22 protein-coding genes are annotated in these 26,245 nt (G+C 41.3%); 9 read left to right on the plus strand and 13 right to left on the minus strand.

Features of this window, described 5'->3' with window-relative positions; all coding sequences use genetic code 11:
• Nucleotides 1-58: 58 nt before the first annotated feature.
• From FG28_RS14145 to FG28_RS14180, 8 genes are all read right to left on the minus strand, one after another.
• Nucleotides 59-1,561 (minus strand): RagB/SusD family nutrient uptake outer membrane protein, encoded by a 1,503-nt coding sequence (locus FG28_RS14145; RefSeq protein ID WP_036383829.1) that lies wholly within the window; start codon nt 1,559-1,561, stop codon nt 59-61.
• A 24-nt stretch (nt 1,562-1,585) separates the two neighbouring features.
• Nucleotides 1,586-4,957, minus strand: a complete 3,372-nt coding sequence (locus FG28_RS14150) for a TonB-dependent receptor (protein WP_081894399.1) — start codon at nt 4,955-4,957, stop codon at nt 1,586-1,588.
• Between the two features lie 124 nt (nt 4,958-5,081).
• A complete protein-coding gene (locus tag FG28_RS20200) occupies nt 5,082-6,152 on the minus strand; it encodes a FecR family protein (RefSeq protein ID WP_051947365.1) in 1,071 nt (356 codons plus the stop codon).
• A gap of 248 nt (nt 6,153-6,400) precedes the next feature.
• Entirely contained in the window at nt 6,401-7,009 is a 609-nt protein-coding gene (locus FG28_RS14160; protein ID WP_051947367.1) for an RNA polymerase sigma factor, read from the minus strand.
• Nucleotides 7,010-7,483: 474 nt separating this feature from the next.
• Complete coding sequence (locus FG28_RS14165) at nt 7,484-8,794, minus strand: TolC family protein (protein WP_036383833.1); 1,311 nt, start codon at nt 8,792-8,794, stop codon at nt 7,484-7,486.
• A gap of 1 nt (nt 8,795) precedes the next feature.
• A complete protein-coding gene (locus FG28_RS14170) occupies nt 8,796-11,882 on the minus strand; it encodes an efflux RND transporter permease subunit (RefSeq protein ID WP_036383836.1) in 3,087 nt (1,028 codons plus the stop codon).
• On the minus strand, nt 11,879-12,955 hold the full coding sequence (locus tag FG28_RS14175; RefSeq protein ID WP_036383838.1) for an efflux RND transporter periplasmic adaptor subunit: 1,077 nt from the start codon (nt 12,953-12,955) through the stop codon (nt 11,879-11,881). Before FG28_RS14175 ends, FG28_RS14170 begins: the two co-directional genes overlap by 4 nt.
• A gap of 237 nt (nt 12,956-13,192) precedes the next feature.
• Nucleotides 13,193-13,579 (minus strand): hypothetical protein, encoded by a 387-nt coding sequence (locus FG28_RS14180; protein ID WP_036383841.1) that lies wholly within the window; start codon nt 13,577-13,579, stop codon nt 13,193-13,195.
• A gap of 143 nt (nt 13,580-13,722) precedes the next feature.
• Here FG28_RS14180 and FG28_RS14185 point away from each other — a divergent pair, with 143 nt between their 5' ends.
• From FG28_RS14185 to FG28_RS14205, 5 genes are read left to right on the plus strand one after another with little or no spacing between them, the layout of a single operon-like run.
• A complete protein-coding gene (locus FG28_RS14185) occupies nt 13,723-14,502 on the plus strand; it encodes an ABC transporter permease (protein WP_036383842.1) in 780 nt (259 codons plus the stop codon).
• Entirely contained in the window at nt 14,502-15,284 is a 783-nt protein-coding gene (locus FG28_RS14190) for an ABC transporter ATP-binding protein (RefSeq protein WP_036383843.1), read from the plus strand. Before FG28_RS14185 ends, FG28_RS14190 begins: the two co-directional genes overlap by 1 nt.
• A 4-nt stretch (nt 15,285-15,288) precedes the next feature.
• Nucleotides 15,289-16,269 carry an MlaD family protein gene (locus FG28_RS14195; RefSeq protein WP_036386677.1) on the plus strand — a complete coding sequence of 327 codons (981 nt, stop codon included), beginning with the start codon at nt 15,289-15,291 and terminating at the stop codon, nt 16,267-16,269.
• A 58-nt stretch (nt 16,270-16,327) separates the two neighbouring features.
• Entirely contained in the window at nt 16,328-17,170 is an 843-nt protein-coding gene (locus FG28_RS14200) for an ATP cone domain-containing protein (protein WP_036383846.1), read from the plus strand.
• Nucleotides 17,171-17,179: 9 nt separating this feature from the next.
• Nucleotides 17,180-18,550, plus strand: a complete 1,371-nt coding sequence (locus tag FG28_RS14205; protein ID WP_036383849.1) for an MBL fold metallo-hydrolase RNA specificity domain-containing protein — start codon at nt 17,180-17,182, stop codon at nt 18,548-18,550.
• On the opposite strand, the gene upp is transcribed toward FG28_RS14205, so the two are convergent.
• Nucleotides 18,545-19,198 carry a uracil phosphoribosyltransferase gene (upp, locus tag FG28_RS14210; protein WP_036383851.1) on the minus strand — a complete coding sequence of 218 codons (654 nt, stop codon included), beginning with the start codon at nt 19,196-19,198 and terminating at the stop codon, nt 18,545-18,547. The genes FG28_RS14205 and upp overlap by 6 nt on opposite strands.
• 72 nt (nt 19,199-19,270) lie before the next feature.
• Nucleotides 19,271-19,792 carry a flavodoxin domain-containing protein gene (locus FG28_RS14215; protein ID WP_036383853.1) on the minus strand — a complete coding sequence of 174 codons (522 nt, stop codon included), beginning with the start codon at nt 19,790-19,792 and terminating at the stop codon, nt 19,271-19,273.
• A 160-nt stretch (nt 19,793-19,952) separates the two neighbouring features.
• On the opposite strand from FG28_RS14215, the gene FG28_RS14220 reads away from it, so the two are divergent.
• Nucleotides 19,953-21,137, plus strand: a complete 1,185-nt coding sequence (locus FG28_RS14220) for a hypothetical protein (RefSeq protein ID WP_036383856.1) — start codon at nt 19,953-19,955, stop codon at nt 21,135-21,137.
• On the plus strand, nt 21,134-21,328 hold the full coding sequence (locus FG28_RS14225; protein ID WP_036383859.1) for a hypothetical protein: 195 nt from the start codon (nt 21,134-21,136) through the stop codon (nt 21,326-21,328). The genes FG28_RS14220 and FG28_RS14225 overlap by 4 nt, the downstream gene beginning before the upstream one ends.
• A gap of 129 nt (nt 21,329-21,457) precedes the next feature.
• On the opposite strand, the gene FG28_RS14230 is transcribed toward FG28_RS14225, so the two are convergent.
• Both FG28_RS14230 and FG28_RS14235 read right to left on the minus strand, forming a co-directional pair.
• Nucleotides 21,458-21,673 (minus strand): dodecin family protein, encoded by a 216-nt coding sequence (locus tag FG28_RS14230; RefSeq protein ID WP_036383861.1) that lies wholly within the window; start codon nt 21,671-21,673, stop codon nt 21,458-21,460.
• 34 nt (nt 21,674-21,707) lie between these two features.
• Nucleotides 21,708-22,217, minus strand: a complete 510-nt coding sequence (locus FG28_RS14235) for a nicotinate-nucleotide adenylyltransferase (RefSeq protein WP_036383863.1) — start codon at nt 22,215-22,217, stop codon at nt 21,708-21,710.
• 679 nt (nt 22,218-22,896) lie between these two features.
• Between FG28_RS14235 and FG28_RS14245 the strand changes: the two genes are divergently transcribed.
• Nucleotides 22,897-24,672, plus strand: a complete 1,776-nt coding sequence (locus tag FG28_RS14245; RefSeq protein WP_231562634.1) for an adenosylcobalamin-dependent ribonucleoside-diphosphate reductase — start codon at nt 22,897-22,899, stop codon at nt 24,670-24,672.
• 50 nt (nt 24,673-24,722) lie between these two features.
• Here FG28_RS14245 and FG28_RS14250 read toward each other — a convergent pair whose 3' ends face one another.
• On the minus strand, nt 24,723-25,388 hold the full coding sequence (locus tag FG28_RS14250; RefSeq protein WP_036383867.1) for an FMN-binding protein: 666 nt from the start codon (nt 25,386-25,388) through the stop codon (nt 24,723-24,725).
• Nucleotides 25,389-25,603: 215 nt separating this feature from the next.
• Here FG28_RS14250 and FG28_RS14255 point away from each other — a divergent pair, with 215 nt between their 5' ends.
• Entirely contained in the window at nt 25,604-26,236 is a 633-nt protein-coding gene (locus FG28_RS14255) for a hypothetical protein (protein WP_036383870.1), read from the plus strand.
• Nucleotides 26,237-26,245: the final 9 nt, after the last annotated feature.

The raw sequence follows: 26,245 nt of genomic DNA on the forward strand, positions 1-26,245 counted from the left end.
CTAGTTTTTGGTTGTAAAAAAGGGTATGAAAGGTGAACCTCCATACCCTTTATTAATTTTAGTATCCCGGATTTTGGGTTATTTTTCCATCACTCAAATTTATTTCAGTCTGAGGTACGGGATAAATCTCATTGACACCATCACGGAAACCGGCTCCTTTGGCCGTATCATATGTTTCGGCGTAGTTTCGCATTACTTGTCCTGCTCTTCCTTGGCGTACAAGCTCCCAGAATCGTTCAAACTCCTGTCCGAATTCAACCCGTTGCTCATGCCAAATAATCTGTCTGAGAGCATCTTTATTAGTTTCGGTAATTTCTGGAAGCACGGCTTCACCGCCTCTTGCACGGGCTCGAATTTCTTCCAGTGCCCATAGTGCTTCGTCTGTTTTGTTGTTTTCATTTGCAGCCTCAGCATACCAAAGCAATACTTTCCCAAGGCGCATATAGATATCGTCCCTTCCAATTTGAATGGAACCACCCACACGTTCATATCCTGGCACATAGTATTTTTTGTTCATATACCCCGTTGTGCTGTTTCCTACATTGGCTATTTCACCATCGGGCATTACATCACCATTTTGATACACGGTATGTCCCAACCTTGGATCACCATCTTCAAAAGCATCCACAAAATCTTGGGTAGGCAGGTTAAAGCCCCAGCCGTTTCTGGCCCTACTTCCAAAGACAGTGGTTAAAATGTTCCTAACCGGTGTTGCTCCTTGGTCATGCAAGAACTGGACCTGAAAAATATGCTCCGGACTATTCTCGCCATCTCTAAGGAACATGCCCAAATAGTCAGGGTCCAATGAATATTCTCCCGAGTCTATGACTTGTTTAAAATAGTTTTCAGCATTTACAAAGTCATCCAAATACAGGTATACTTTACCCAGATATGCCAACGCGGCACCTCTTGTGGCTCTTCCTCTATCCGCATCGCTATATGCGCTTTTATTGGGGAGTGCTTGGCTGGCTTCTTCCAAATCTTGAATGATCTGTGCATAGACCTCTGCTTTTGGAGTTCTTGCCATGTCATACGTTTCTAGATCATCACTAAGTATTAATGGCACATCTCCAAATGTCTTCACAAGGTTGAAGTAATACCAGGCTCTTAGGAATTTAGCTTCGGCCATGTATCTACTTTTTAATCCTTCATCCATTTCAATGTCGCCAATGTTATCCAAAACTAGATTGGCCCTGTGCACTCCTATGTATTGATTCTCCCATGCAAAACGTGTTGCATCGTTATCTGATGGAATGTTAAATAGGGATACTTGTTGCGCATATAGTTGGTCTGATCCTGACTCACCTCCTTTTTCGGTATCATCAGAAGCTACATTTCCCAGAACCCAGTGCATATACCCACCATTTCCATAATTACCGCAGCACCAGTTGTTTCCGGTCAAGGGGTGATAAGCGGCCGTAACTGCTTTTTCTGCATCTTCAGCTGTTACATAGGCGCTGCTTGTACTAATTGCTGCCAGTGGTTCCTTTTCAAGGATGTCTGAGCAGCCCATCGTTAACAGACTTAACAAAACTGTTATTATTGACAATATATTTTTCATGATTTACTTTTAATAATTGATTTGTTATAAACCTACTTTTAAACCTATGGTGTAAATTCTTGGAACAGGATAATTGGTCTCATCAATACCAATGTACAGTGGGTTATTGGCATTATTGGTACCAATTTCAGGGTCAAATCCAGGATAGTTTGTAATGGTAAAGGCATTTTGTACCGAACCGTAAATGCTCACATTCACATCCTTGAACACATTTTCTGGGAAGCGATAGGCCAATTGAATGTTTCTGACCCTCAAATAATCGCCACTCTCAACGTAATATTCAGATGACCTCATGTTATTGTTGGGGTCATTTGTATTAACTCTTGGAACTGTGTTGCTGGTTCCAGGCCCAGTCCATCTATTGTCCCAGACATTTTTGGTGTAGTTGAAGAAGTTAGATCCCTCGGTCCTGAACTTCAATCCCATAAAGATGTCGTTTCCGGCCACCCCTTGAACTTGAACACTGAAATCTAAGTTCTTATAGGACAAAGACCCATTGAAACCATAGGTGAACTTTGGCCAAGGGTTTCCTATAATGGTCTGGTCTTCTGCATCAACAACGCCATCTTCATTAAGGTCTACGAACCTAATGTCACCAGGAGCTGTTCCAGAACTTTGGAATGCGTGGTTATCCACTTCTTCCTGGGTTTGGAAAAGTCCATCAGTCTTCCATCCCCAAAAAGAAGCTATAGGTGCCCCAACTTGGGTTGTATTTACCAGACCTACAAAAGAAATAAACTGATTCAACGCAGAGCCTGCATTGCTTAAATCCAAAACCTCATTGGTGTTACGGGCCAAATTCCCTGAGAAACTATAGGTAAGCCCACTTGGTGTAGTGTTCTTGTAGCCAAGCATCACCTCAAAACCTTTATTAAGCACACTCCCCCCGTTTACAAAAGGTGATTCCTGAATTCCGGAATACCCTGCCAAAGGTACTTGCAACAGCATGTCTGAAGTTTCTTTTCGATACCAATCAAAGGAAGCCGTTATCTTACTGTCAAAACCGGTGAAATCAAACCCAAAGTTTATTTCTTCCGTGGATTCCCATTTCAAATCGGGGTTACCCTTACCAGTAGGGGCCTGACCGTTGTATACCACCTGAGTGTCGCCAAAAACATAGTTGATGTTTGGCGTAACCAGGTTGGCAAAGGCATAGTTGGGCAAAGATCCTTGGTTACCCAAAGAACCCCAACCTCCTCTAAGCATTAAGTTGTTGATCCAATCTTTGTCCACCAAAAAGTTCTCTTCGGATAGTTTCCATCCCAAGGAGAATGAAGGGAAATACCCCCACTTGTTGTTTTCACCAAATCTTGATGAACCATCAACCCTAAAATTGACGGTAGTAAAATATTTACCGGCATAATTGTAGTTGATACGCCCTAAATAAGATAAAATTCCAAAGGAACCAGCATTACCAGACGCATTATCTGATTGGGTAGCGAGGTCCAAATACCTCAGATCCTCATTGTCCGTGGCATTGGCAGGAAGACCTGCTGCGTATGCCGACACAAATTTGGTGTTTGATTCTTGTGTTGTGAAACCAGCAAGTGCATCCACACTGTGTTTGCCAAAGGTCTTGGCATACGTTAATGTATTGGCAAAACTGTTATCGTTAAAACGTGTGGAGTTCTCGGTCAAATCTGCCACATCCCTAAAGTTTCTTGAGGAAATAAAGAATTCAGGTAAAAAAACAACATTTTCGGAATAGCCCAAATTGAAATTATATTGTGAACGAAACACAAAATCCTTCAAGAACTTGATTTCGGCATACACATTTCCATTCACCACAGACCTTTTTGTGTCGTTGTTGGTGAAATGAATATTTGCCGCAGGGTTGGTAGAGTTCAACGAAGTTTCAGAATAGCCCCAAGAACCATCTGGAAACTTTACTGGAATTTCTGGGTTGGCCGTTAGGGTACTGCCCAATATGGATCCAAAGTTATACTCCGATATGTTATCGTATGTGGATACGCTGGCAGATAGGTTCTGACCTACTTTTATAGCAGGAGTGATATCATGTGACGAGTTGATCCTTAAATTGACCCTATCAAAAGAAGAACCTTTTACAATCCCTTCCTGATCTACATAACCTCCTGAGAAAAAATAACGACTTGATTCGCTTCCGCCACTGGCAGAAACTGAAATGTTGGTCATGGGAGCCATTCTAAATACAGCTTTCTGCCAATCAGTACCTTCACCCAAAGATTCGGGATTGGGATAGATGGGATCATCCCCGGCATTGATCAACCCCTCATTGTACAAGGTGGCGTACTGTGTGGCATTGGTCATGGGAATATTTCGTTGAAGCTGTTGGAATCCTTGCGAAAAGTTGATGTTCAACGTAGACTTGCCCGCTCTACCTTGTTTGGTAGTGATCAAGATAACACCATTGGCACCCTGTGCACCATAAATGGCAGCCGCACTTGCACTTTTCAGTACCTGGATACTTTCAATCTGTTCGGGAATCAAATCTATGGGATCCACATTTGGATTTCCGTCAACCACATACAATGGTTCCGAATTATTGACGGTACCTGTTCCCCGTACCCTAATCAAAAGGCCGGACCCAGGAGCACCGGAATTTTGGGATACTTGTAGACCGGCAACCTTACCTTGAAGCGCCTGACCCACTTGTAAAACAGGTTCATCTTCAAATTCCTCTGCAGAAACCACCCCGATGGCACCTGTGATATCACTTCTTTTTTGGCTACCATAACCCACAACCACAACTTCATTAAGTGCAGCAACATCTTCTTCCATGACCACATTGATTACCGTCCTGTTTCCAATGGGAATATTTTGGGAGCTCATCCCAATAAAGGAAAATACCAAAACGGAACCTTCGGGAACGGTTAGGGTATAATTTCCATCAAAATCGGTAACCGTACCCGTATCGCCTCCTTGCACCACAACAGAAACGCCCAATAATGGCACACCGTCTGTTCCGGTTACTTGTCCCGAGACAACTACATCTGCTTGGGCCTCATCCGGGGAAGATTGTGGTTGTGATGAAGTAGGTTCGGCCAGTCTAACATTAATGTTGTTATTGACTTTTTTGAACCGTAATCTGGATTGTTGGGAAACTTTGTTCAACAGGGCATCAAAAGAAATACCCTTTTCTTTTAGGGTAAACCGTTTTTTGTAATCAAGAATTGATTTGTCAAAAACGAACTTGTAGCCCGAAATGGCTTCCAATTTTTCTAAAAGTTCTTTGGTGTCGATGTTTTTCTGACTGATATTCAGTCGTTCATCATCATTCTGGATGGTCGCTTCCGTTTCATTGAAAGCAGTAAAATCGTCTTGCCCTGAGGCCATTTGCGTTACGGACACAAATGCCATGAGCAAAAGTAACCACCTACGCATGTTGGATTGGCGCAGTACTGATTTTTTTTTCATAATTTTGAGTTGATTTTGATTAATACTAAATCTGGATATTGACCGTCACATCACATATTCAGAAATTTGGTTTTGATTTAACTACAGCGGCTGGCAATTTATATTGCTGGCCGTTTTTCTTTGATCAAAAGCTTATTGTTATGTTTTTGCCTTCATGATCGTAATTGTATTTCATTCCATATATAAATTTTACACCTCTTAAAATATCTTCTATTTTTTCATTCTGATAGGTACCGTTAAGAGACCAGTCTTTTGGAGGGGTTCCTTCAATGTAAAAGTTTACGCCGTACCAGCGCTCCAACTTACTTATAAAGTCCTCAAACCCTACCTCCTCAAAGATTAAGGTCCCATTTTTCCAAGCAATTGCACTTTCTACATCAAATTGATTCTTGACCATTTCTTGGGAAACTTTATTGAACTGGACCTGTTCTCCCGGATTAAGAAAAATACTGTCCGTAGCATGTGCATCCTCAATGGTCTTTCTCACCTTTACTTTACCAGTGACCAATGAAATATCGAGTTCATCCAAATACGAGAAGGAGTTTATGTTAAAGGAGGTTCCGTAAACCTCTGTTTCCAGCATTCCGGTCTTTACCACAAAGGGATGATCATCTATGTGGACCACATCAAAAAATGCCTCTCCATGAAGTTCCACCAATCTGGTTTTTGCATCAAATTTTTTCGGATACTTTAATGTACTTTCATAGTTGAGGTCTACCAAGGTGCCATCGGGCAGGGTCACTTTAGACCTTTTTCCCTTTGGATTGGAGATGATTTCCCACTCAACCACTTCAGCAACTTCAGTTGCAGTTTCTTTTGTTAGGGTATCGTATAATAAAACTGTGGTGATCACAATGGCAAAAACAGCTGCGTAATTGGCAAACTTTTTTAGAGCAGGGGTTACATGGGCGCTAAAAATTTTTCGCGAGTTACTTCTTTTTAAGTTCGATGTGGCCTCTTGTTGTATTATTTTGCCCAACAAATCGTCCAATTCCGTATCGGTGAGTTTATCATCTTCATGCCACATTTTTTCAACAAAGGCTTTAGCCCTGTAAAATTCCTGAGTGTGGGCCGGTTTTTCCCTTAGCCACTTTTCCCAAAAGAAATCGCTGGCCTCATTGGGATTTCTTACCCATTCAATGAAGCCCTTATTGAGAATTAGATGGTTGAAAATGTTCTGATCTTGTTCTGCCACGTAAAGCCTTTTATATATAAATAGGGGAAAATGTCGCAAATGATACCGACAATGTTATTTTTTAACAGAAAAAATTATCAATATCTCAAAAAGGCGTTTTTTAAGTGCTCTTTGAACCATAAGAAACCGTTCTATGGATTTGAATTCTATGGGATGTCGACTTAAAGGAAAAATAAAAGTGATCCAAGAATAGGAGGGAGGATTCTCTCCTTATCTTAAAAAATGGTGAGTGTTATTGGGCTTGAAACTTACAGGATGGCCTTCATTTTTTTCAGCGACCTATAAATAAGTCTACGTGCAGAAGAAATATAGGAAAAATCCAAAATCTCAGCGATTTGTTCATAGGATAGATTCTGGTAATAGAAATAATAGATGGCTTCCCTTTCTTTGGCATTTAAGGATTTAAGCGCTTTTTCAAGATTGAGCAGTTTGGTTTCATCCTGTTGTTGGATAAACACTGTTTCATGCATTCTATTGCTGTAGAAACCATCCTTGATTACTTCTTGGCTCTTCTCTTTTTCTTTTTTGCCCTTGCGCAAATAATCCACGACTCGTCTTTTGAACGCTTTTAGCAGGTAAAATTTAACGGATGCCGGATTTCCCAAACCTTCTCTCTTTTCACGCAGGTAGACAAAAAAATCTTGGAGGCAGTCTTTTACAAGCTCATTGTCCGAGGTAAATCTGCAACCATATCCGTAGAGCAAATTGGCGTACTGCTCATATAAAAGCATGAAGGCTTTTTCGTCACCAGCTTTGAAGTCTTTCCAGATAATCTGGTTGTCTTCTTTTGAAAGACTTCCCAAAGCATCACTGCCTAGGATTTCGGACTGATTCTTGTTTTGGAATTTTAACTGCACAAATATTACGGGGTTTTTTTAGCAAATCTTCATCAATTATACAATATTTTATCAATAACGCAATGCAGGTCTATTTGGTTGAATTTTTTTCAAATACCGTCAACAAGACGAATTAAAGGGAACAATTTTGTCCGTTTTCAACTACATTCCAAACTTATTTTGACCCATAAAATAGCCTTAAAAGTTGCAAGAAAATGTACCATCACTCCAGTAAATCAAAAACTTGATTCCTGAGTAAGTTGCTGTTAGTCAAAGCATTTATTCCGTGTTTGTGGAATAAGACAATACCATTAAAGTAGCTGTGTCAAATCGGAAAAATAGCATTCCTTAAATAGATGGACTTTATAAACAAAAGACTTTACTATAACGTTTGAGTGAGGTGGAATACATCAAAAAATATCACAAAATGAATGATTTTTGTTGTAATAGTAAAATGGCCAAACAGTGGTTTTGTCGTTTCTGTTATAAACAAAATCAGAGATCCAGATTACCGGCCAACTGTTTTAAGATGATTTCGGAGAGTTTGGCCTGAAATTTTGCATTGCTGTGCCGTACCCTGGCATTGATGTAGTTCAACTGTGCCGTTCTAAACTCGATAGTGGGAATAATTCCAATCCTATATTTTTCAACCGTAATGTCCAAGTTTTCCTTAGCTATGGCTTCGTTTCTTTCCTCAAGTTCCATTAGGCTGATATTGGTCAGATAGGTCTGATAAGTGGTGTTTACCAACGAATTCAAGGCCTGTTCCTGTTGGGCAATGGCTATTTCTGCATTTTCCAAGGCTACTTTTCCCATTTTCTCCCTCCTGTTCTGGTTAAAACCATCAAATAGGTTGAGCGTGGCACCAAATCCATAATTGAAACCTTTTGATTCAGAACTTATGGCAAACCCCAACTCGGATTTGGAACTACCTATATTGTACCCCGAGGACACAAATACGGAAGGGTAACGAGCGGCCTTTATTTGTTTGAGTTCCAGTTCACTGATACGCTTGTTGATTTTTTCGGCCTGTAACTGGGGATTTTCCGAAGCTACCATGTTTTCAAGTTCGTCCAATGTCAGTTCATGGTCCACAAAGATGTCAGGAATCACACTAAAATCAACCTTCAGGTCTCGCGCCAATTGTTCGTTCAACTGGATTTTGGTGTTCTTATACAGTTCTTGCTGCCGTTGCATCAGAGTTTGGTCGGTGTTCAAGTCCACTTGCGCATTCAATACCTCCAGTTTGGACGCTTTTCCAATCGTAAATCTGTTCTGTGCAAGTTCCACCCGCTGTTCCGAAATGATGAGGGTACTGTCCAAGGCCGATAATTGTTGTTGCTGTTGAACTAGGTCGTAGTAGGTAATCATGATTTCACCCACGGTGGTCAATATGGCCTGTTTCAGTTCAGCTTCTCCCAATTTTTTGGTTTCCTTCAACTGCTCAAAATTGGCAAACATGCGAAGACCATCAAACACTGTCCATTCAAGTGCTACACCATAATTTAAGCTACTGTTCTTTACATTGTCGCGTTCCTGAAGGGTGCCATCGTTTCGTAGTTGGGATAAATTCTGAATGCTGTTATTGTCCGATAGATTGGCACCTAGTCTTGGGAGAACCCCTGCTTGCCCTGGGCTAACTCCCAACTCATCTATTTTCAGTTCGTTTTGCGCCGTTTTTATCTGATAATTGTTTTCCAAAGCTATTTTAACAGCTTCTTCAACCGTTAAAAGTTTCTGTGCACCACCAGAGATGATACCTGCCAAACTGAACAATAGGATGAGGATACGTTGGTATTTGCCCATACTATGAAACTTCGAGGATTTTGAATTCGGGTCGTTGTACTTTTTTCCTTGACCACATAAAATACAATGCCGGGATAACAAATAGGGTAAGCACTAATGAAAACAGTGTTCCGCCAATGATCACAACTCCCATTCCAGTTCTACTTGCCGATGCGGCTCCAAGTGAAAGTGCGATGGGCAATGCACCCAGTGCAACGGTAAGACTGGTCATGAGGATGGGTCGCAACCTTGATACGGATGCCTTCATAATGGCATCCATTTTTGAGATGCTTTCATCTTCTTCTTGCAACTGATTGGCAAACTCAACAATCAAAATTCCATTTTTGGTCACCAGTCCAATCAACATAATGGTTCCGATCTGACTGAAAATATTCCATGTTTCTCCAAAGAGCCAAAGCGAGAACATAGCTCCTGCTACGGCCATTGGCACCGTTAATATAATAATGAATGGGTCGATGAAACTTTCAAATTGAGCGGCCAGAATGAGGAAAATCAACAAAAAGGCCAGTGCAAAAGCAAAAGCGGTGTTGGAACTACTTTCCACAAAATCACGGGATTCACCCCCAAGATCAGTGGTAAAGGTATCGTCGAGAACTCTATCTTTTATGGCATTCATGGCATCTATTCCATCCCCAATGCTCATACCGGGGGCCAAATTGGCCGAAACTGTGGCAGACATATATCGATTGTTATGGAACAGTTGCGGGGGACTGCTGTGCTCGCTGGTCGTCACCAAATTATCCAACTGAATAAGACGTCCCTCCTTGTTTTTAACAAATATGGAGGTAAGGTCCATAGGCTCGTTACGGTCTTGCTTGTCGAATTGACCAATAACCTGATATTGTTTTCCGTTCATCAAGAAATAGCCAAAGCGCTGGCCACTTAAAGACAGTTGAAGCGTTTGGGCCACATCCCGTACAGAAACGCCCAAGCTTTCCGCTTTTTCGCGATCAATGGTGACATAAATTTCCGGTTTGTTGAATTTTAGATTGACATCTGTAAAGGAAAAAGTAGGGTCTTTTTCGGCCTCGGCCATGAACTCAGGTACTTTTTCTTCTAGTTTTTGAAAATTTTTGGCCTGTATGATAAATTGAATCGGAGGTCCGCCACGACGGTTCACCGAGATGGTGGGGCGTTCCGATACATTGGTTTTTCCACCCACAAAGGCTTTGGCCCATCTTCCAAGGTCATCGGCAATTTCGCGTTGGGAACGGTCCCTTTCACCAGGTTCTACCAATGCAATATTGGCCCGACCACTGTTCACGGAGGAGGAGCCAAATCCTGGAGAGGTCAAGACCAAACTCACCTTTTTTTCTGGAATGGAGTCATTGATGAGTTCTGTGATTCCGGTCATCAAACGATCCATATATTCATAGGATGATCCCTCTGGGGCGGTAACGTTCAGTCTAACAAAACTTCTATCATCGTAGGGGGCTGTTTCTTTCTGAAGCAGGGTATAGAATAAAACTATTAGACCAATACAGCCAAAAAGTATGGGCAAACTCAGCCATTTCTTCTGCATGAACTTTTCCAAGGCACTGGCGTAGGATTGGTTCATGGCAACAAAATATTTTTCGGTAACCTGATAAAAACGCGATCTGCTTTGCTTGCCAGGTTTGGTCAAATAAGCATTGAGCATGGGTGTAAGCGTTAGCGATACAAAGGCGGAAACCATTACTGCAGCTCCCAGAACAACCCCGAATTCCCTGAAAAGGCGACCTACAAATCCTTCCAAAAAGATAACGGGCAAGAACACAGCCGCGAGTGTAACGGATATGGAGATGACCGCAAAAAAGATTTCCTTGGAACCTTTTATGGCCGCTTCAATAGGACTCATCCCTTCTTCTATCTTTTTGTAGATGTTCTCCGTGACCACAATTCCATCATCCACCACAAGCCCGGTGGCCAAAACGATGGCCAAAAGGGTCAATACGTTGATGGAAAAACCGAACAACCACATAAAAAAGAAGGTGGCAATTAAAGAGACGGGAATATCCAAAAGTGGACGAAGGGCCAATGACCAATTCCTGAAGAAGAGATAAATAACCAGAATAACCAAGATGATGGAAATTAATATGGTCTCGGCCACTTCGGTGACGGCTCTTTTTACAAAAACGGTATCGTCAATGACCACATTTAATTTAAAATCTTCGGGAAGGTCTTTTTGAAGCTTTTCATATTCCTCATAAAAGGCATCTGCAATTTCAAGATAATTGGTACCGGGTTGTGGAACTACGGCCACTGCAATCATGGGTTGACCTGAGTCACTCATTTTGGTCTCCATGTTCTCTCCCTCCAAAGTAGCTTGTCCTATATCACGGAGTTGAACGAGTTTTTCGCCATCGGCCAGAATAATAATATTGTTGAATTCTTCCTCGGTATTCAGGTTTCCAATCGTCTTTACGGTCAATTCGGTATTATCACCTGTTAATTTTCCAGACGGAAGTTCTACATTCTGGGCCAAAAGGGCCGCACGCACATCGGCAACAGTAAGTCCATAAGAGGCGAGTTTTATAGGATCTATCCATAATCGCATCGCATACCTGCGTTGTCCCCATATTTGAACCCCACTTACGCCCGGAATGGTTTCAATACGCTGCGCAATGACATTTTCGGCATAGTCGGAGAGTTCCAAAATGTTTTTATTATCGCTTTGAACGGTCATGGAAATGATTCGCTGGGCATCTGCATCTGCCTTGGATACTACGGGAGGAGCATCCAAATCATCGGGTAGACTCCGCACCGCTTGGGAAACCTTGTCACGTACATCGTTCGCGGCGTCCTCCAAATTTTTGTCCAGATTAAACTCAATGTTTATGGAACTTGACCCTTGAACACTGTTGGAGGTAATATTGCGAATGCCATCAATGGAGTTTATGGCCTTTTCCAGAGGTTCGGTAATCTGGGATTCAATAATATCCGCATTGGCACCCGAATAGCTGGTACGGACAGAAACTATGGCGGGATCAATGGAGGGAAATTCCCTGACACCCAAAAACGTATATCCAATGATTCCGAATAGGATAATGGTGATGTTCATTACTATGGTAAGAACGGGCCGCTTAATACATATCGCTGAGAGATTCATTGTACTGCCGTCAAGGGTTCAAGCTCTTCTAGTATTACATCAACAGGTGCACCGTCCTTCAATGCCATTACACCATAGGTCAATACGGTATCACCAGAATGAAGGTTGGTCAACACCCGGACAACACTGCCGGTGCGGGCACCAATTTCAACATCGATTTCTTTGGCAAGCCCATTCCGGTATACGAAAATTTTCTTCCCATTCTGTACGGGAATCAAGGATTCGGTGGGTACCAATAGAGCATCATCCACAGTTTCCAAGGGTAACTGTACACTAGCATAAGCCCCCGGATAAAGCCCCTTGCTTCTGTTATCCATTACGGCCCTCATTCTTAGGGTTCGGGTGGCAATGTCCACCTCGGGGTCAATGGCATAAATGGTGGCTTCATATTCTTCGTTCGAATCTGAGGTGGTAAAGGTCAGGACAGTACCCACACGAATTTGCGAAGCATATTTTTCGGGAACGGAAAAGGTGATTTTCAATTCATCAGTGTTCACCAATTTGGCAATGGTAGTGGAGGGGGTAACATAGGTTCCTTTTGAAATGGAACGCAATCCTATGGTACCGGAAAAGGGCGCACGAACCGTTGCTTTGGACAGTTGGGCATTAATCAGTTCTGATTCTGCGGAAGCGGATTGAAAGTCTGCACTGGCAATATCGTATTCTTCTTGGCTTATGGCCTGTTTTTCCAAAAGCAATTTGGCTCTTCGTTCATTTTCAGAAGCTAACTTTTTTGCGGTCAACGCCTTGGAAAGCTGTGCTTGCAGTTCAATGTCATTTACCTTCAGAAGCACTTGTCCCTGCGATACCTTGGCACCTTCCTTAAAGTTGATGCTTTCAATCACACCGGAAACCTCGCTGCGGATATCTATTTGTTCATCTGCTTCCAAAGTACCCGAAAGCGATATGTTATCCTTAAATATTTGAGGTTCTAGGACAATCCCAGAGACCGTGGGTATTACAGGACCAGTATTCGCTACTTTACCAATTTCAGCATTGGATTTTATCCTGTAGGCGATAAGGGCCAAAATTCCAATACCCATTAGGGTGTAAACGATATGTTTTGTTTTCATGCGGTTGAAAAAAAGCAAACACCATTGGGGCCAAAAACGGGTTTCAGCAAATATAATCCGAACGCATTATTTTCTTAAAAAACGAAGTGTTATTAAACTCCCAAAATTTGGCGAACGGCCAAATGTTTGGGGCCAACGACAAAAAGGAAGCCTTTAACCGCAGCTATTTTGGTGTGACATGACCACAAGGTCAAATTCCCTGGAAATAGCATGCTTCTGCAGAAAATTTTCTTCTTTTTACAGGTATTTGGAAAGGAAACGGAAGAATTGTTTTTTCAGGTCATGGTAAATACCCCTTTCTGTTTCTATGCCCTCCCTGATTTTTTTATGGTGCTCAAAATGCAATCGATTTATGACATCCTCATGGGCTTCCAAATGTCTGGAGATATTGAGTTCATGGGCCTGAATTTTTTCCTTGAATTCTTCAATCTTGGATTTATGGATGAAAAATTGGTTTTGGAACTCACTTAATTCCGCCAAGACCTTTTCATCTGTCCAGCGGTTTACCAATTCATCAAGTCTATTTTGAAAAGATCTAAGCTCATCTTCCCAAAATTCAAGCTCTTTTTCCCATTGCTGGTGCTCAAAGTGTAAATCAGAGTTATACATTGCTTTTGTTTCCATCTTGCTCGTTTTTATAGGATTCTTAAAGTTAGTTTCTAAAGCTTTTTGCCAAAATGATATCGGTCAGTATTATGATTTCAATCATTCCCATAACCTATCTCAAGTTTTACATTTGAAAATGATTAGCTTCAAATGGTGAAATCATGCATGCGTCACAGGTTACTTTTCGAATACGAAAGTTCTTCATGGAAATTGGGGAGCTGTCTTATTTTGCCGGACGTTTCTTTAAAGTTGGTTTTAGGCCACCCTTTGAGTTCAAGGAGTTTTTACGGCAGTGCTATAATATGGGGAACCGGTCCTTGATTTTGGTGTTGGTCACGGGATTTATCATTGGCTTGGTACTCACCCTGCAATCGCGCCCCACCCTTATTGAATTTGGAGCGGTTTCGTGGATGCCCAATATGGTTGGCATTTCCATTGTAAGGGAACTTGGACCTGTGATTACGGCCTTGGTCTGCGCGGGACGTATTGCATCGGGTATTGGAGCTGAATTAGGGTCAATGCGGGTAACGGAACAGATTGATGCCATGGAGGTCTCAGGGACCAATCCTTTCAAATTTTTGGTCGTTACAAGAATCATGGCCACTACATTGATGCTTCCCCTTCTTGTTATTTTGGGTGATGCCGTCGCACTGTACGGTTCGGCACTTGTGGAGAATTTTAAGGGCAATGTCTCCTTTCAACTGTATTTTAATGCCGTTTTCAGTGCCCTTTCCTATGGAGATTTGATTCCTGCTACCATAAAGTCGTTCTTTTTTGGTTTTGCCATTGGTCTTGTAGGATGTTACAAAGGATATTACAGCAAAAAGGGAACTGCAGGGGTAGGTATGGCAGCAAATACCGCCGTGGTCTTTACTTCCATGTTGTTGTTTGTGATTGACTTTATTGCCGTGTTTATATCCGATATTTTTTATGAACTATGATGTCAAGCGAAAAGAAAATAGCAACAACAACTGAATCGGGGCAACCTCTTAAAGAAGTCATTCATATTGAGGGATTGTACAAAAGCTTTGGCGACAACCATGTACTCAATGGTTTTAACATGAAGCTGCATGAAGGGGAAAATTTGGTGGTCATGGGCAAATCGGGCTCAGGCAAATCTGTAATGATTAAATGTCTTGTTGGTCTGGTAAAGCCTGATGCTGGTAAAATCATTGTCATGGGGCAGGATATCAGCGCACTCAACCAAGAAGCACTTGATGTTCTAAGGGCGGATATCGGATTTTTGTTTCAGGGAAGCGCGCTATACGATTCCATGACTGTTAGGGAAAACCTGGAATTCCCCATGAGAAGGCACCAAAAGAAAATGGGTGTGGTTACGGATACTACACCCTTTGTTCTGGAGGCTCTTAAAAGTGTTGGGTTGGAACATACCATGGATTTAATGCCCGAAGAACTTTCAGGCGGTATGAAAAGGAGAGTAGCCTTGGCCCGGGCCATCATATTGCGGCCTAAAATCATCTTATATGATGAGCCCACAAGTGGCTTGGACCCCATCACCTCAAAGGAAATCATTGAACTCATGCGCAACATCCAAAAGGAATACGGCACGTCTTCATTGATCATCACGCACGATGTGGACTGTGCCCGGGTGATTTCTGAACGGATGATTTTATTGGTTGATGGCGTTAATTATGCTGAGGGCACTTTCCGGGATCTTACCAATTCCAATGACCCAAAAGTGCAGGCATTCTTTAAAAAATAATGAAATGGATAAAACAACAACAGAAAAAATAAGGCTAGGGGTTTTTGTCACCTTGGGAACCATTTTGCTGGTTCTTGCAGCCTACTTTATTGGGAATAGGCAAAATCTGTTTGGTAATACCTTTACCATCAATGCAGTTTTTAAGAATGTAAACGGCCTTCAAAAAGGCAATAATGTAAGATATTCTGGTATTGATATTGGCACGGTAAATTCCATAGAAATGTTTAATGACACCACCATTGTAGTTACAATGGTCATTCAAGAGAAAATGTTGCAGCATATTAGAAAGAATGCCATAGCCAGTATTGGTTCAGATGGTTTGGTGGGGAGTATGATAGTGAACATTGTACCAGGACGTGGAGCAGGGGAGCCCATTGCATCCGGAGATCAAATTGTTTCATATAGCAAGATAGGGGCGGATGATATGTTGAGCACCCTGAACGTTACCAACGAAAATGCGGCACTTTTAACAGCTGATTTATTGGAAATAACAGAGAAGTTAAAACATAATAAGGGAACCTTGGGAAGGTTGCTCAATGACTCGGTGATGTCCAACAACCTTTTGCAAACTTCCATCAATTTAAAAAAGATAAGTGCCGAAGCAAACATTACCCTTGAAAAACTCAATGGCATCATAACCGACATTAATTTTGAAAATAGCGTGGCCGACGTATTGCTGAGTGACTCCATTTCTGGTCAGCAGATGAAAAGTATCCTATTAAACTTGGAGACTTCGAGCCAAAAAATGGCATCAATTTCCCATACGCTCGACAGTCTCTCCACAACGATTTCCAAGGGAAAAGGAACCATAAACTACTTGGCTACAGATACCGTTCTGGTGGACCAATTGGAACGAACCATGCAAAGCATTGAGGAAGGAACAGCACGTTTTAATGAAAATATGGAAGCTCTAAAGCATAATTTTTTGACCCGGAGGTATTTTAGAAAGCAGGAAAAAGCGGCAAGCAAGGAAAACAAAGATTAGACCATTGTGGATTGCCATGCTGTTGAAACCATATTGGAATTGATGCTATTTTAGAGGAATGAAAGAAAAGGAATTTGATATTATAAAATCCACAGGGGAGAAGACCCGATTTTCTGTTGAAAAACTGCGGAACTCCCTAAAGTCAAGTGGCGCCACCCATAACGTAGTCAACGATATTGTGGACCAAGTAATGGACGAATTATATCCAGAGATTACCACGCGCGAAATCTATAATAGGGCATTTGCCTTATTAAAAAAGGCCAAATCGGTCTATGCATCCAAATACAAACTAAAAAAGGCTATCTACGAGTTAGGCCCCACAGGTTTTCCATTTGAACGTTTTGTCGCTGGAATTTTGCATTATTCTGGGTACCGGACCAAGGTTGGCGAAGTGCTCCAAGGAGATTGCGTCTCCCATGAAATTGATGTGCTGGCCATTAAAAATGGAACCCTGAACATCATTGAATGCAAATTCCATGGAGAAGAAAGCCTCAACTGTAATATTAAAGTGCCTTTGTACATCAATTCTCGATACAATGATGTAAAAGGACCCCTGCATGCCCAAAAGAAAAAGGATTTTGAAGATACCTTGGGATGGGTGGTTACCAATACACGATTCACTGCTGATGCCTTACAATATGGTCAATGTGTTGGCCTTTACCTATTGAGTTGGGACTATCCAGAAGAAGATGGGCTAAAGGACCGGATTGACCGACTGGGGCTCTATCCAATAACCGTTTCCACGTTGCTGACCAATAGGGAAAAGCAATTTCTTTTGGATAGAAATGTGGTGCTTTGTCGTCAATTATGGGAAGATATGTTCTATCTGGATCATTTAGGCGTTTCCAATGGAAGAAAGGAAAAAATTATAAAAGAAATGAAATCATTGTGCATTGCTTAAACGCGCTTTATGAAAAAACTTAAAGTCCATTTTTTAGGGGGGTCGGAAACCGTAACGGGATCCAAGTTCTATTTAGAAACAGAAGGCATTAACATATTGGTGGATTGCGGGGTGTTTCAAGGAGCAAAGGAGCTTCGGCAACAAAATTGGCAGCCCCTTCCCATAGATGTTCCCAAAATTGATGCGGTATTATTGACCCACGGGCATTTGGATCATTGCGGGTATCTACCCCTTTTGGTAAAACAAGGTTTTAAGGGAAATATTCTTGGTACGGCACCTACTTTGGCCATTGCAGAAATTATATTGAAGGACAGCGCCAAAATACATGAGGAAGAAGCTGAACGGGCCAATGAGGAAGGATATAGTAAACATAATCCTGCATTGCCGCTATACGATCAAGAGGATGTAAAGCGGACTTTGGGATATTTCAAGAGTATAGAAGAAGGGGAGAACATTGAACTTGCTCCAGATTGTAGTGCATGTTTTAAATACAATGGACACATTATTGGGTCTACTTTTATTGAAATGAACATGCACGGGAAAGTATTTGTCTTTTCTGGTGATGTGGGCCGATTGAAAGATGACTTGTTGGATGCCCCTTTACAACCGGAATGGGCCGATTATCTTTTTGTGGAAAGCACCTACGGGGACAAAGATCATCCTGTGGAAGATTTGGAGGGTATTTTTAAGAATCTTGTTGAGCGGACGCTGCAAAACCGTGGTACTTTGATCATCCCATCCTTTGCGGTGGAGCGACTACAATCCTTAATGTATATGCTCTGGAAACTGTATGACAAAAACAAGATTCCCAACATTCCAATTTTTGTGGACAGTCCCATGGGCACCAATGTTTTGGAAGTATTTGGACGTTTTCCAGAGTGGCACAAGCTTTCCATGAGCGAATATCACAATATGTGCAATCATGTAAACTTGGTGAGTTCCTACCGTGAAACATGGGAAACCATTGATGACCCAAGGCCCAAGGTTGTGATTGCTGGAAGTGGTATGGTCACAGGGGGCAGGGTGCTTACCTATTTAAAGCAATTGATGGATTTAAAATCCACTACCGTTTTGCTTGTGGGGTATCAGGCTGAAGAGACCCGCGGCAGAAAGTTATTGGAAGGTGCCCAAGAATTGAAGATGTTTGGAAAATATATACCTGTGAACGCAAAAATTGAACACTTGGAAAGTTTGTCCGCGCATGCAGACCAAAGTGAACTACTACATTGGATGGGGCAAATCAAGAATATTCCCGAAAAGGTGTTTTTGGTACATGGGGAAACGGATGCATTGCATGCCTTCAAAGACAAAATACACGAAACGTATGGCTGGCGTTGCCATATTCCCTCACTTCACGAAATGGTTGAAATCCTGTTATAGTTTCTCTCCGTACGAAAGGTCTCCGGCATCACCAAGACCTGGTATGATGTAGCCCTTCCTGGTGAGCTCTTCATCAACCGACGCTATCCATAATTCTGTTTCATCCGGAAAAATTTCTTGCACATGCGCCACTCCTGCCTTTGAGCCGATTACGGAAATAATATGGATTTTTTTTGGGGTTCCGTGGCCGCTAAGTGCTTTAAGGACGTTTTCCAAGGTTTTTCCCGTTGCCAACATGGGATCAGTTAAAATCAAGGTTTTGCCTTCCAGAGAAGGAGCGGCTAAATATTTAACAATGACCTCAAATGCATCACCATCATCAGGATGGTGTCTATACGCGGAGATGAATGCATTTTCAGCTCCATCAAAATAATTCAAAAGTCCATGGTGCAGCGGCAGTCCCGCCCGAAGTACAGAGCAGAGTACCAAGGAATCTGTGGTTTTGGCACTTTTTTTTGAACCAAAAGGGGTATCAACCACAACAGCTTCATAATCCAAGGTTTTGCTCAGTTCATATCCCAATACCTCACCAATACGCTCAATGTTTCTTCGGAACCGCATTCCATCTTTTTGAACGGTTTTGTCCCGGATTTCAGCTATAAAGGTGTTTAATATGGAATTTTTAAGATCAAATCGATGGATTATCATGCAATGGTGTTTTAAGCAAGTTCAAAAAATTGAACAATGCCCCTAAAAGTAATCAGAAAATGGAAACCATCTTTATTTTGCAAAATCCAAGACAAAAGACCGTACCGCATCCCAATCGGTGTACTCATGGTCTTTGGACGTATCTGTGGACCCACCTTCTTTTTTGGCAATCATACGCATGATAAGCTTTTTAAAGTAGTCGTATTGGGTGTATTTAAGTGCACCCGCAATATGATGGGTTTCATTGGGTTTCCATCCGGTTTGGTCCAAAAAGTGCTGAGCTATTTTCTCCACTTCCTTATGTTCTTCTTCGATATCTGATGCTATGGCCATGGAAACCGAAAAGAAAGCGGAATGCTTAATATTGAGTTCATCCAGATTTTTCATGATGTAATCCTTGATGGAGGAATGGTACTTCTGGATGTGGATGGAACTCCCAATTAGCACAGCATCAAATTTTTCTGGAGATGGTGGGTCTTCGGTGGCATCGGCAATCACTACGCTATGGTTCTTTGCTTGTAGGACCTCTTCCATAAAACGGGAAATTTTTCGGGTCTGTCCTTCACTTGTGGCGTAAACGATAAGAATTTTCATTGGGTTAAGATTTTAATTGAATGATAGTAAATGTAAGAGCTGTTGTTTGTTGCTGAAATGATAATCGTCAATTGAATAATTAAAGCATTGTACTGATGCAGGTCATTTCATTAACAGCTCATTATCAGGAACTTTAAGGTGAATTCTAAAGAATAAACTCATGAAAACACAACTAGTCTATTTGGCAGTTTTTGCACCATTGTTCTTATGGGGGCAATTCAAGGCAGATGAAACCATTACCATTGTAGAAAATCAGGATGATGATTTCTATGCAGCAGGCGAAATCATTAACATGGAATCCAAAATCAATGGTGATTTTGTGGTGGCCGGAAGTGAAATCAGGGTTCGTGATAGCTTACAACAAGACCTTTTGGTGGCTGGGGGCGATGTATTCATTATGGGACCCATTGGGGATGATGTCAGGGCCATGGCCGGAAAATTGACCATTTCAAATGACGTGGCTGACGATGTCATTGTTTTTGGTGGAGAGGTATTTGTTACGGACAATGCCAAAATACATGGAAATCTGGTGAATTTCTCAGGAAAAATTACTGTGGAAGGTGATGTAGACGGTATGATAAAAGCCTATGGCGGGGACTTGGATTTTAATGGTTCGGTTGGTCAGGGTTTGGAAGTCTACGGAGGAGATATCAGTATTGATGGGCTAATACATGGAAAATCCAAAATTGTGGCCGATGAGGTTACGATAGGGGACAGAGCCCAATTTTATGGAGATGTGGACTACTGGACAGAGTCTGGGGAAATCGATTTTGGCAATGCATTGATCGGGTCTACTGCAAATTTCAATGAGGACTTAATGAAAGAACGCGAAGAATTTTCTTGGAAAGCACTTGGAATTGCATCATTGGGTTTCTGGATTTTTTATGTGCTATCTGCATTCTTGGTATTGTTGGTATTGCACTTGGCCTTTAGAAAATATTTTAAAAGAGCTGCTGACAGCTTGGAAGGTAATTTTTGGAAAGGATTTGGGTATGGACTGATTTACATTATTGGGTTTCCATTAGTGATAGGGCTTACATTTGCCTTAATTATTGGTATTCCCATTGGATTGTTTTTATTGTCATTCTACTTGTTCAGCATCTTTTTTGGACATTTGGTTGCCGCATCCATTGCTTCGCATTATTGGAATTTGGTGAACAAAGGTTCCATGGGTTTTTGGGGCGTTTTATTCCTTTCTCTTGCCATTGCAATGGTTCTACGATTGTTGACATTGGTGCCTTTCCTCGGGTTTTTGCTTTCCGTTGTGGTATTGGCCATTGCTTATGGAGGAATTATGTTACTCTTTGTACAGAAGAAAGGTAATGGAAAAGCAGTTGTAGCATGATGTCGCTAACTACAGAAAAATATTCCGTGACAATCAGGTTGGATGGATTGGTGCTGCAAGATAATCTCAGCATTTCAGAAGGTGCCACAGATATTGTTATTTTTTCATACGGTAGCGGAAGTGGTAGGTTCAGTTCCAGAAACAACTTTGTCGTAGGGATATTACAAAGAGAGGGCCTTGCCACACTTTGATTTATTAATGGATGAAGTGTTTATACGGTGTTTTTAGGAATCGCGAAATCTCAATTAGAAATAATAGGGCTTATTCACAGAAAAAAAATCGGGGCGCATTCCAAACTAAAAAGAATGCGCCCAAAATGGTTAATTATCCATCTCCTCAGAGATAGCGAAGGAGACCTTCGCATTTACACGATATTGGGAAATTTTATTCTTATCCACAGTTACTTGCATGTCTTTGATATAGACAGATTTGATCTCTCTCACGGTTTTTGATGCTTCCGTGATAATGTTCTGGACGGCATCCTCAAAACTCACCGTTGAGTTTCCCAGGATTTCAATTACTTTTAATACTGACATTGTTTGCGCCTTTTAGGTTATTGTTTTGCAAAGACTACAGGAAGTTTCCTCCAGCATCCAATTTTACCCGTAATACTTTGTCACCGTTGACCAACTTAAGTTTGTACTTTTTGTTGATGCCCTTGTCTTCATGGTAGGTTACCAAATAAATATCTTTGGTAATGGTCCATTCAGGAAATCTTTCCAATATGGCTTCCTTAACGGTAACAGGGAGGTTGATATCCTTGAATTTTTCGGCAGTTCTAATAATCTTGCCGTCTTTGTCATAAGCAGCCAAAATTTTCCCTTCGGGGATGTAGAAGGCCACTTCATAATAATCATACTCATCCATGTAGATGTCGGAGTTCTTGATGTCATACGCCGCAACTTTTCGTTCCAATGCAGTAACTGGAATTGACGTAACCTCTTGCGAGTTTGCATTGCTGAGATACTTGTAGTTGGTAGCGTAGACAATTACCTCTGAAAGCTCTTCAGTTTTAATGATTTGGGAATACGACGGAATGGTCAGTCCCATCAAAAATAGACCAAGGAATACTTTTTTCATGGCACAAATTTTTAATTATTAATTCAGTGAATCCGTGGACAATACCATTTTGCCCAAGACGATTCAATGTATTGTGTATTATATTCATTTACAATGATTTATGTCAATTTTGCTTTTAACTGAAGGGTTAAAAAAATCTTGTAAAACTGATTTAAATCATTATTTGTTTGCCCAAAGCATATTAACTTGCACTATTATCAGTTCCTTGAAAGCATACGATTGACATTTTGGAAACCTTCGGCTACCAAAATTCAGTCTTAGAGAAGGTTGTGAAAAGCTTTTTTCGCATTGCGATTTTGAGTCGTATCCGATACAGGATAAGTATTGAAAATTGCATTTGAAGATAAGATGCTGATCAAAGACCTTCTTAAAAAACTGGGGCATTCAGTTGCCCCAGTTTTCATAACGAATTGGTCCAAATATCCAATGAAGGTTTGGACCATAGTGAAATGTTCTGGACTTTCATATAGAGTGTCCCTAGACTATTTTATAACTGAAGTGGAATATGGATAAGATTATATAAAGAATACTTTTCGGAACATCACGGAAACAGGAAGTCTCAAGACTTCCTGTTTTTTTATTTTCTGCTTGCAAGTATCATGACCTCAATACTGATGTAAGTCATTACCCTTCCTATCATGGAGTTGTATTTTTAAGGTTGGCACAAAACCTTAGTAGTATGGACTTACTGGAAAAAGGTGAAGCAAGCGAAAAAGGAATGGGTAAATCTTTTCACAGCGGATTGAAACTTACCGCCAATGCCCAACAATTACTCAGTGCGAGATATTTTTTAAAAGATGCTCAAGGAAAGGTTTTGGAAAACCCACAACAATTGTTCAAGCGGGTGGCCAAAAATGTGGCAGGTGCTGAGGCACGACAGAATGGCGAATGGGAAGATAAGTTTTACAGGGTAATGGCCAATCTGCTCTTTTTGCCCAATTCACCCACTTTAATGAACGCAGGATTGCCCAATGGACAACTGAGTGCATGCTTTGTTTTGCCCGTAGAGGACAGCTTGGTTAGCATCTTTACAACATTGAAGGACACTGCCATGATTCACCAGAGTGGGGGTGGTACAGGATATAATTTTTCCAAGCTTCGGCCTCATGGGGATAGAATTGCATCATCTGGAGGAGTTTCTTCGGGACCTATGGCATTCATCAAGATTTATGATACAGCAACGGAACATGTAAGGCAAGGAGGAAAAAGAAGAGGTGCCAATATGGGAATCTTGAATGCGAACCATCCGGATATTGAAGAATTTATTCTTGCTAAGTCCGAAGGAACTAAACTTCAAAACTTTAATCTATCTGTTGGGATAACGGATGATTTTATGGAGGCTGTACAGGTTAATGGTAGTTGGCCTTTAATCAATCCTAGGACCAAAACGATTGCCAAGACCATCAAGGCAAAAAATATATGGAACCTAATCGTTTCACAAACATGGAAAACCGGTGATCCCGGGCTCATCTTCCTAAATACCATCAATAAACATAATCCAATTCCAAAAAGGAAGATACAGAGTACAAATCCCTGTGGAGAGGTACCCCTCTTTGAATATGAAAGCTGCAACCTGGGGTCTCTTAATCTATCCAAAATGTTGATTTCCGAAAACGACGTATGGAAGGTGGACTGGGATTTGCTGGAAGAGACCATTGAGGTGGCCATCCGTTTTTTGGACAATGTAATTTCTGTTAACCATTACTTGCTCCCCAAAGTAGAAACAGAAACAAAAAGGAACAGGAAAATAGGGCTGGGGGTTATGGGCTGGGCCGAAATGTTGGCTTTGTTAAATATCCCTTATGCTTCTGATGAGGCTATTGAACTAGGTGAAAGGTTGATGCAGTTTATTAAGTCTAAAAGCTATCAAACTTCACAACATCTTGCGGAGGAAAGAGGGGTGTTTCCCAGTTGGACGGAGAGCATCCACTATCCTGATAGACTCATGAGGAATGCCACATGCAACAGTATTGCACCAACAGGTAGCATTTCGGTCATTGCCAATACGTCATATTCCATTGAGCCCCTATATGCACTGGCCTACAAACGAGTGGGAATCTTGGAGAACCAGACACAGTTGGAGATTAACCCTGTTTTTGTTTATAAAATGAAAATGCTGGGGTTGTGGAACGATGAACTGAAGGATGAAGTGCTCAGAACGGGTACGATTCAACAGTTGGAAATTATTCCAAAAGAAGTGAAAAGAGTATTTGAAACCAGTTTGCAGATTCCTTGGAAATACCATTTGAAGCACCAAAGGGCATTTCAGAAGTATACGGACAATGCAGTCTCAAAAACGGTCAATTTACGAGAGGATACTGACGAGGAAACTATCTCGGAAATCTATAGAACGGCATGGGAGTATGGACTCAAAGGCATTACCATCTACAGAGATGGTAGCAAGGCCAATCAGGTATTGCAGGCCTGCCACTTGAACAGGAGCTCCAATTGTTGAAATTTTAAAATGATTTGGATGTTATTTGCTGAAAGTTTACGTGGTTAACATCAATTCAGATAGTGACTATATTTTTGTAGCCCTTCATTCATCATCCTTAATACCGCCTGACTGGTTACAGTGGCACCGGAAATCCCATCAATCGTTGTGTTGCCCTTAATGAGTGTTTTACCACTTTGATCAAGGCCAAAAGTATTTTCCGTCCAATTTATCTTGGTCCCAATGAATTGGCCTTCAAAAGAGGGCAGGGTGATTCCATCAGCACCGTACTCATCAGATTCGGCTTTATGGCCAAATTCAACCTTTGTTATTTCAGTAGTTGACCTGTCTACCAATACTTTTCCCCAAATTTTTCCACCAAACCCCTTTTCAGAAACAATGAGCAAACTGTTTTGTGTGCCTTTAGATTCAAAAATGGGCAGTGCAACGTCCTTGTTGGATTCAATGGTTGTTTTGTAGAGCAAAAGTGCTTCCTCCATAGAAATTTCGGCCAAAATCCCAACTGAATCTATTGCTTTAAAATTTAATACAGTGTCTACATCAGTTGAATCCGTCAAGCTTAGATCCGCAAATTGGGCAATTTCTTTCATTTCCTTTGGCAATGAATAGGTAGGTGTAGGCTCTTGATTCACCTGATTGGATTTTGGTTTTTCTGTTTTTTGCTTGCAGCTTCCCAGAATGGCAGCAACAGCTAAAAGGATAAGTTTCATTTTCATGGCATATTGATTTTAAACTATTATTGATGATGTCCATTATTCCAATGGTCATAATTCTAACTAAGATATGCGAGAAGCAATTCCCCTAAAATGATGCCGATCAGATAAACCCACTTTCCTAGAATGATGAAGGTCATTTCCTATACAGGGATTGTACAATACATTGTATCGAAATAGTTAAGTAACCCGTGTGTATTTCATTAAAAGAAGTTGTTATGAAAAAAATAGTTGTCGTATTGGCTGCATGGCTGTTGGCTTCCTGCTCCAGTACCCGATTTGTGGATAGTTGGAAAAATAAAGAGATTACTTCCTTCAACCCCGAAAAGCTTTTAGTGGTTGGAATGACCAGTAATTTGACGGCCCGCAAGATTTTTGAAGATGAGCTTCGTTTGGCATTTATTCAAAATGGCATAAATGCGTATGTTAGTAATGGTGTCATCGATCAAGAATTTACCGATACCCAAAGAAATATGGAAGAAATTGAGGGAATGACCCATAAGTTGGTTGATGAAGGGTTTGATGCGGTGGTGATATCCGCGGTCAAGGGAGTGGATAATGAGATGGATTACCGTTCCAGTTATTATGATGTGGGATACAGAAGATATCACTTTGGTCGATATTGGTACACCTATCAAGGTATTTATTATACCCCTGAATATTATTCAAACTACAAAGTGTACCATGTTGAGACCGCAATTTATAATTTGGTTGGGGGAGAGGACCGGTCTTTGGTCTGGGTAGGCTCTTTTGATATTGTGGATCCCCAACAGATCACTACAACAGTGGATGATTATGTGGCCAGAATAGTTGAGCAGTTAAAACGGGAAAATATAATAGGCCAGCGATGAAGCGCTTCA

Source organism: Muricauda sp. MAR_2010_75 (genome assembly GCF_000745185.1).
Lineage (GTDB): Bacteria > Bacteroidota > Bacteroidia > Flavobacteriales > Flavobacteriaceae > Flagellimonas.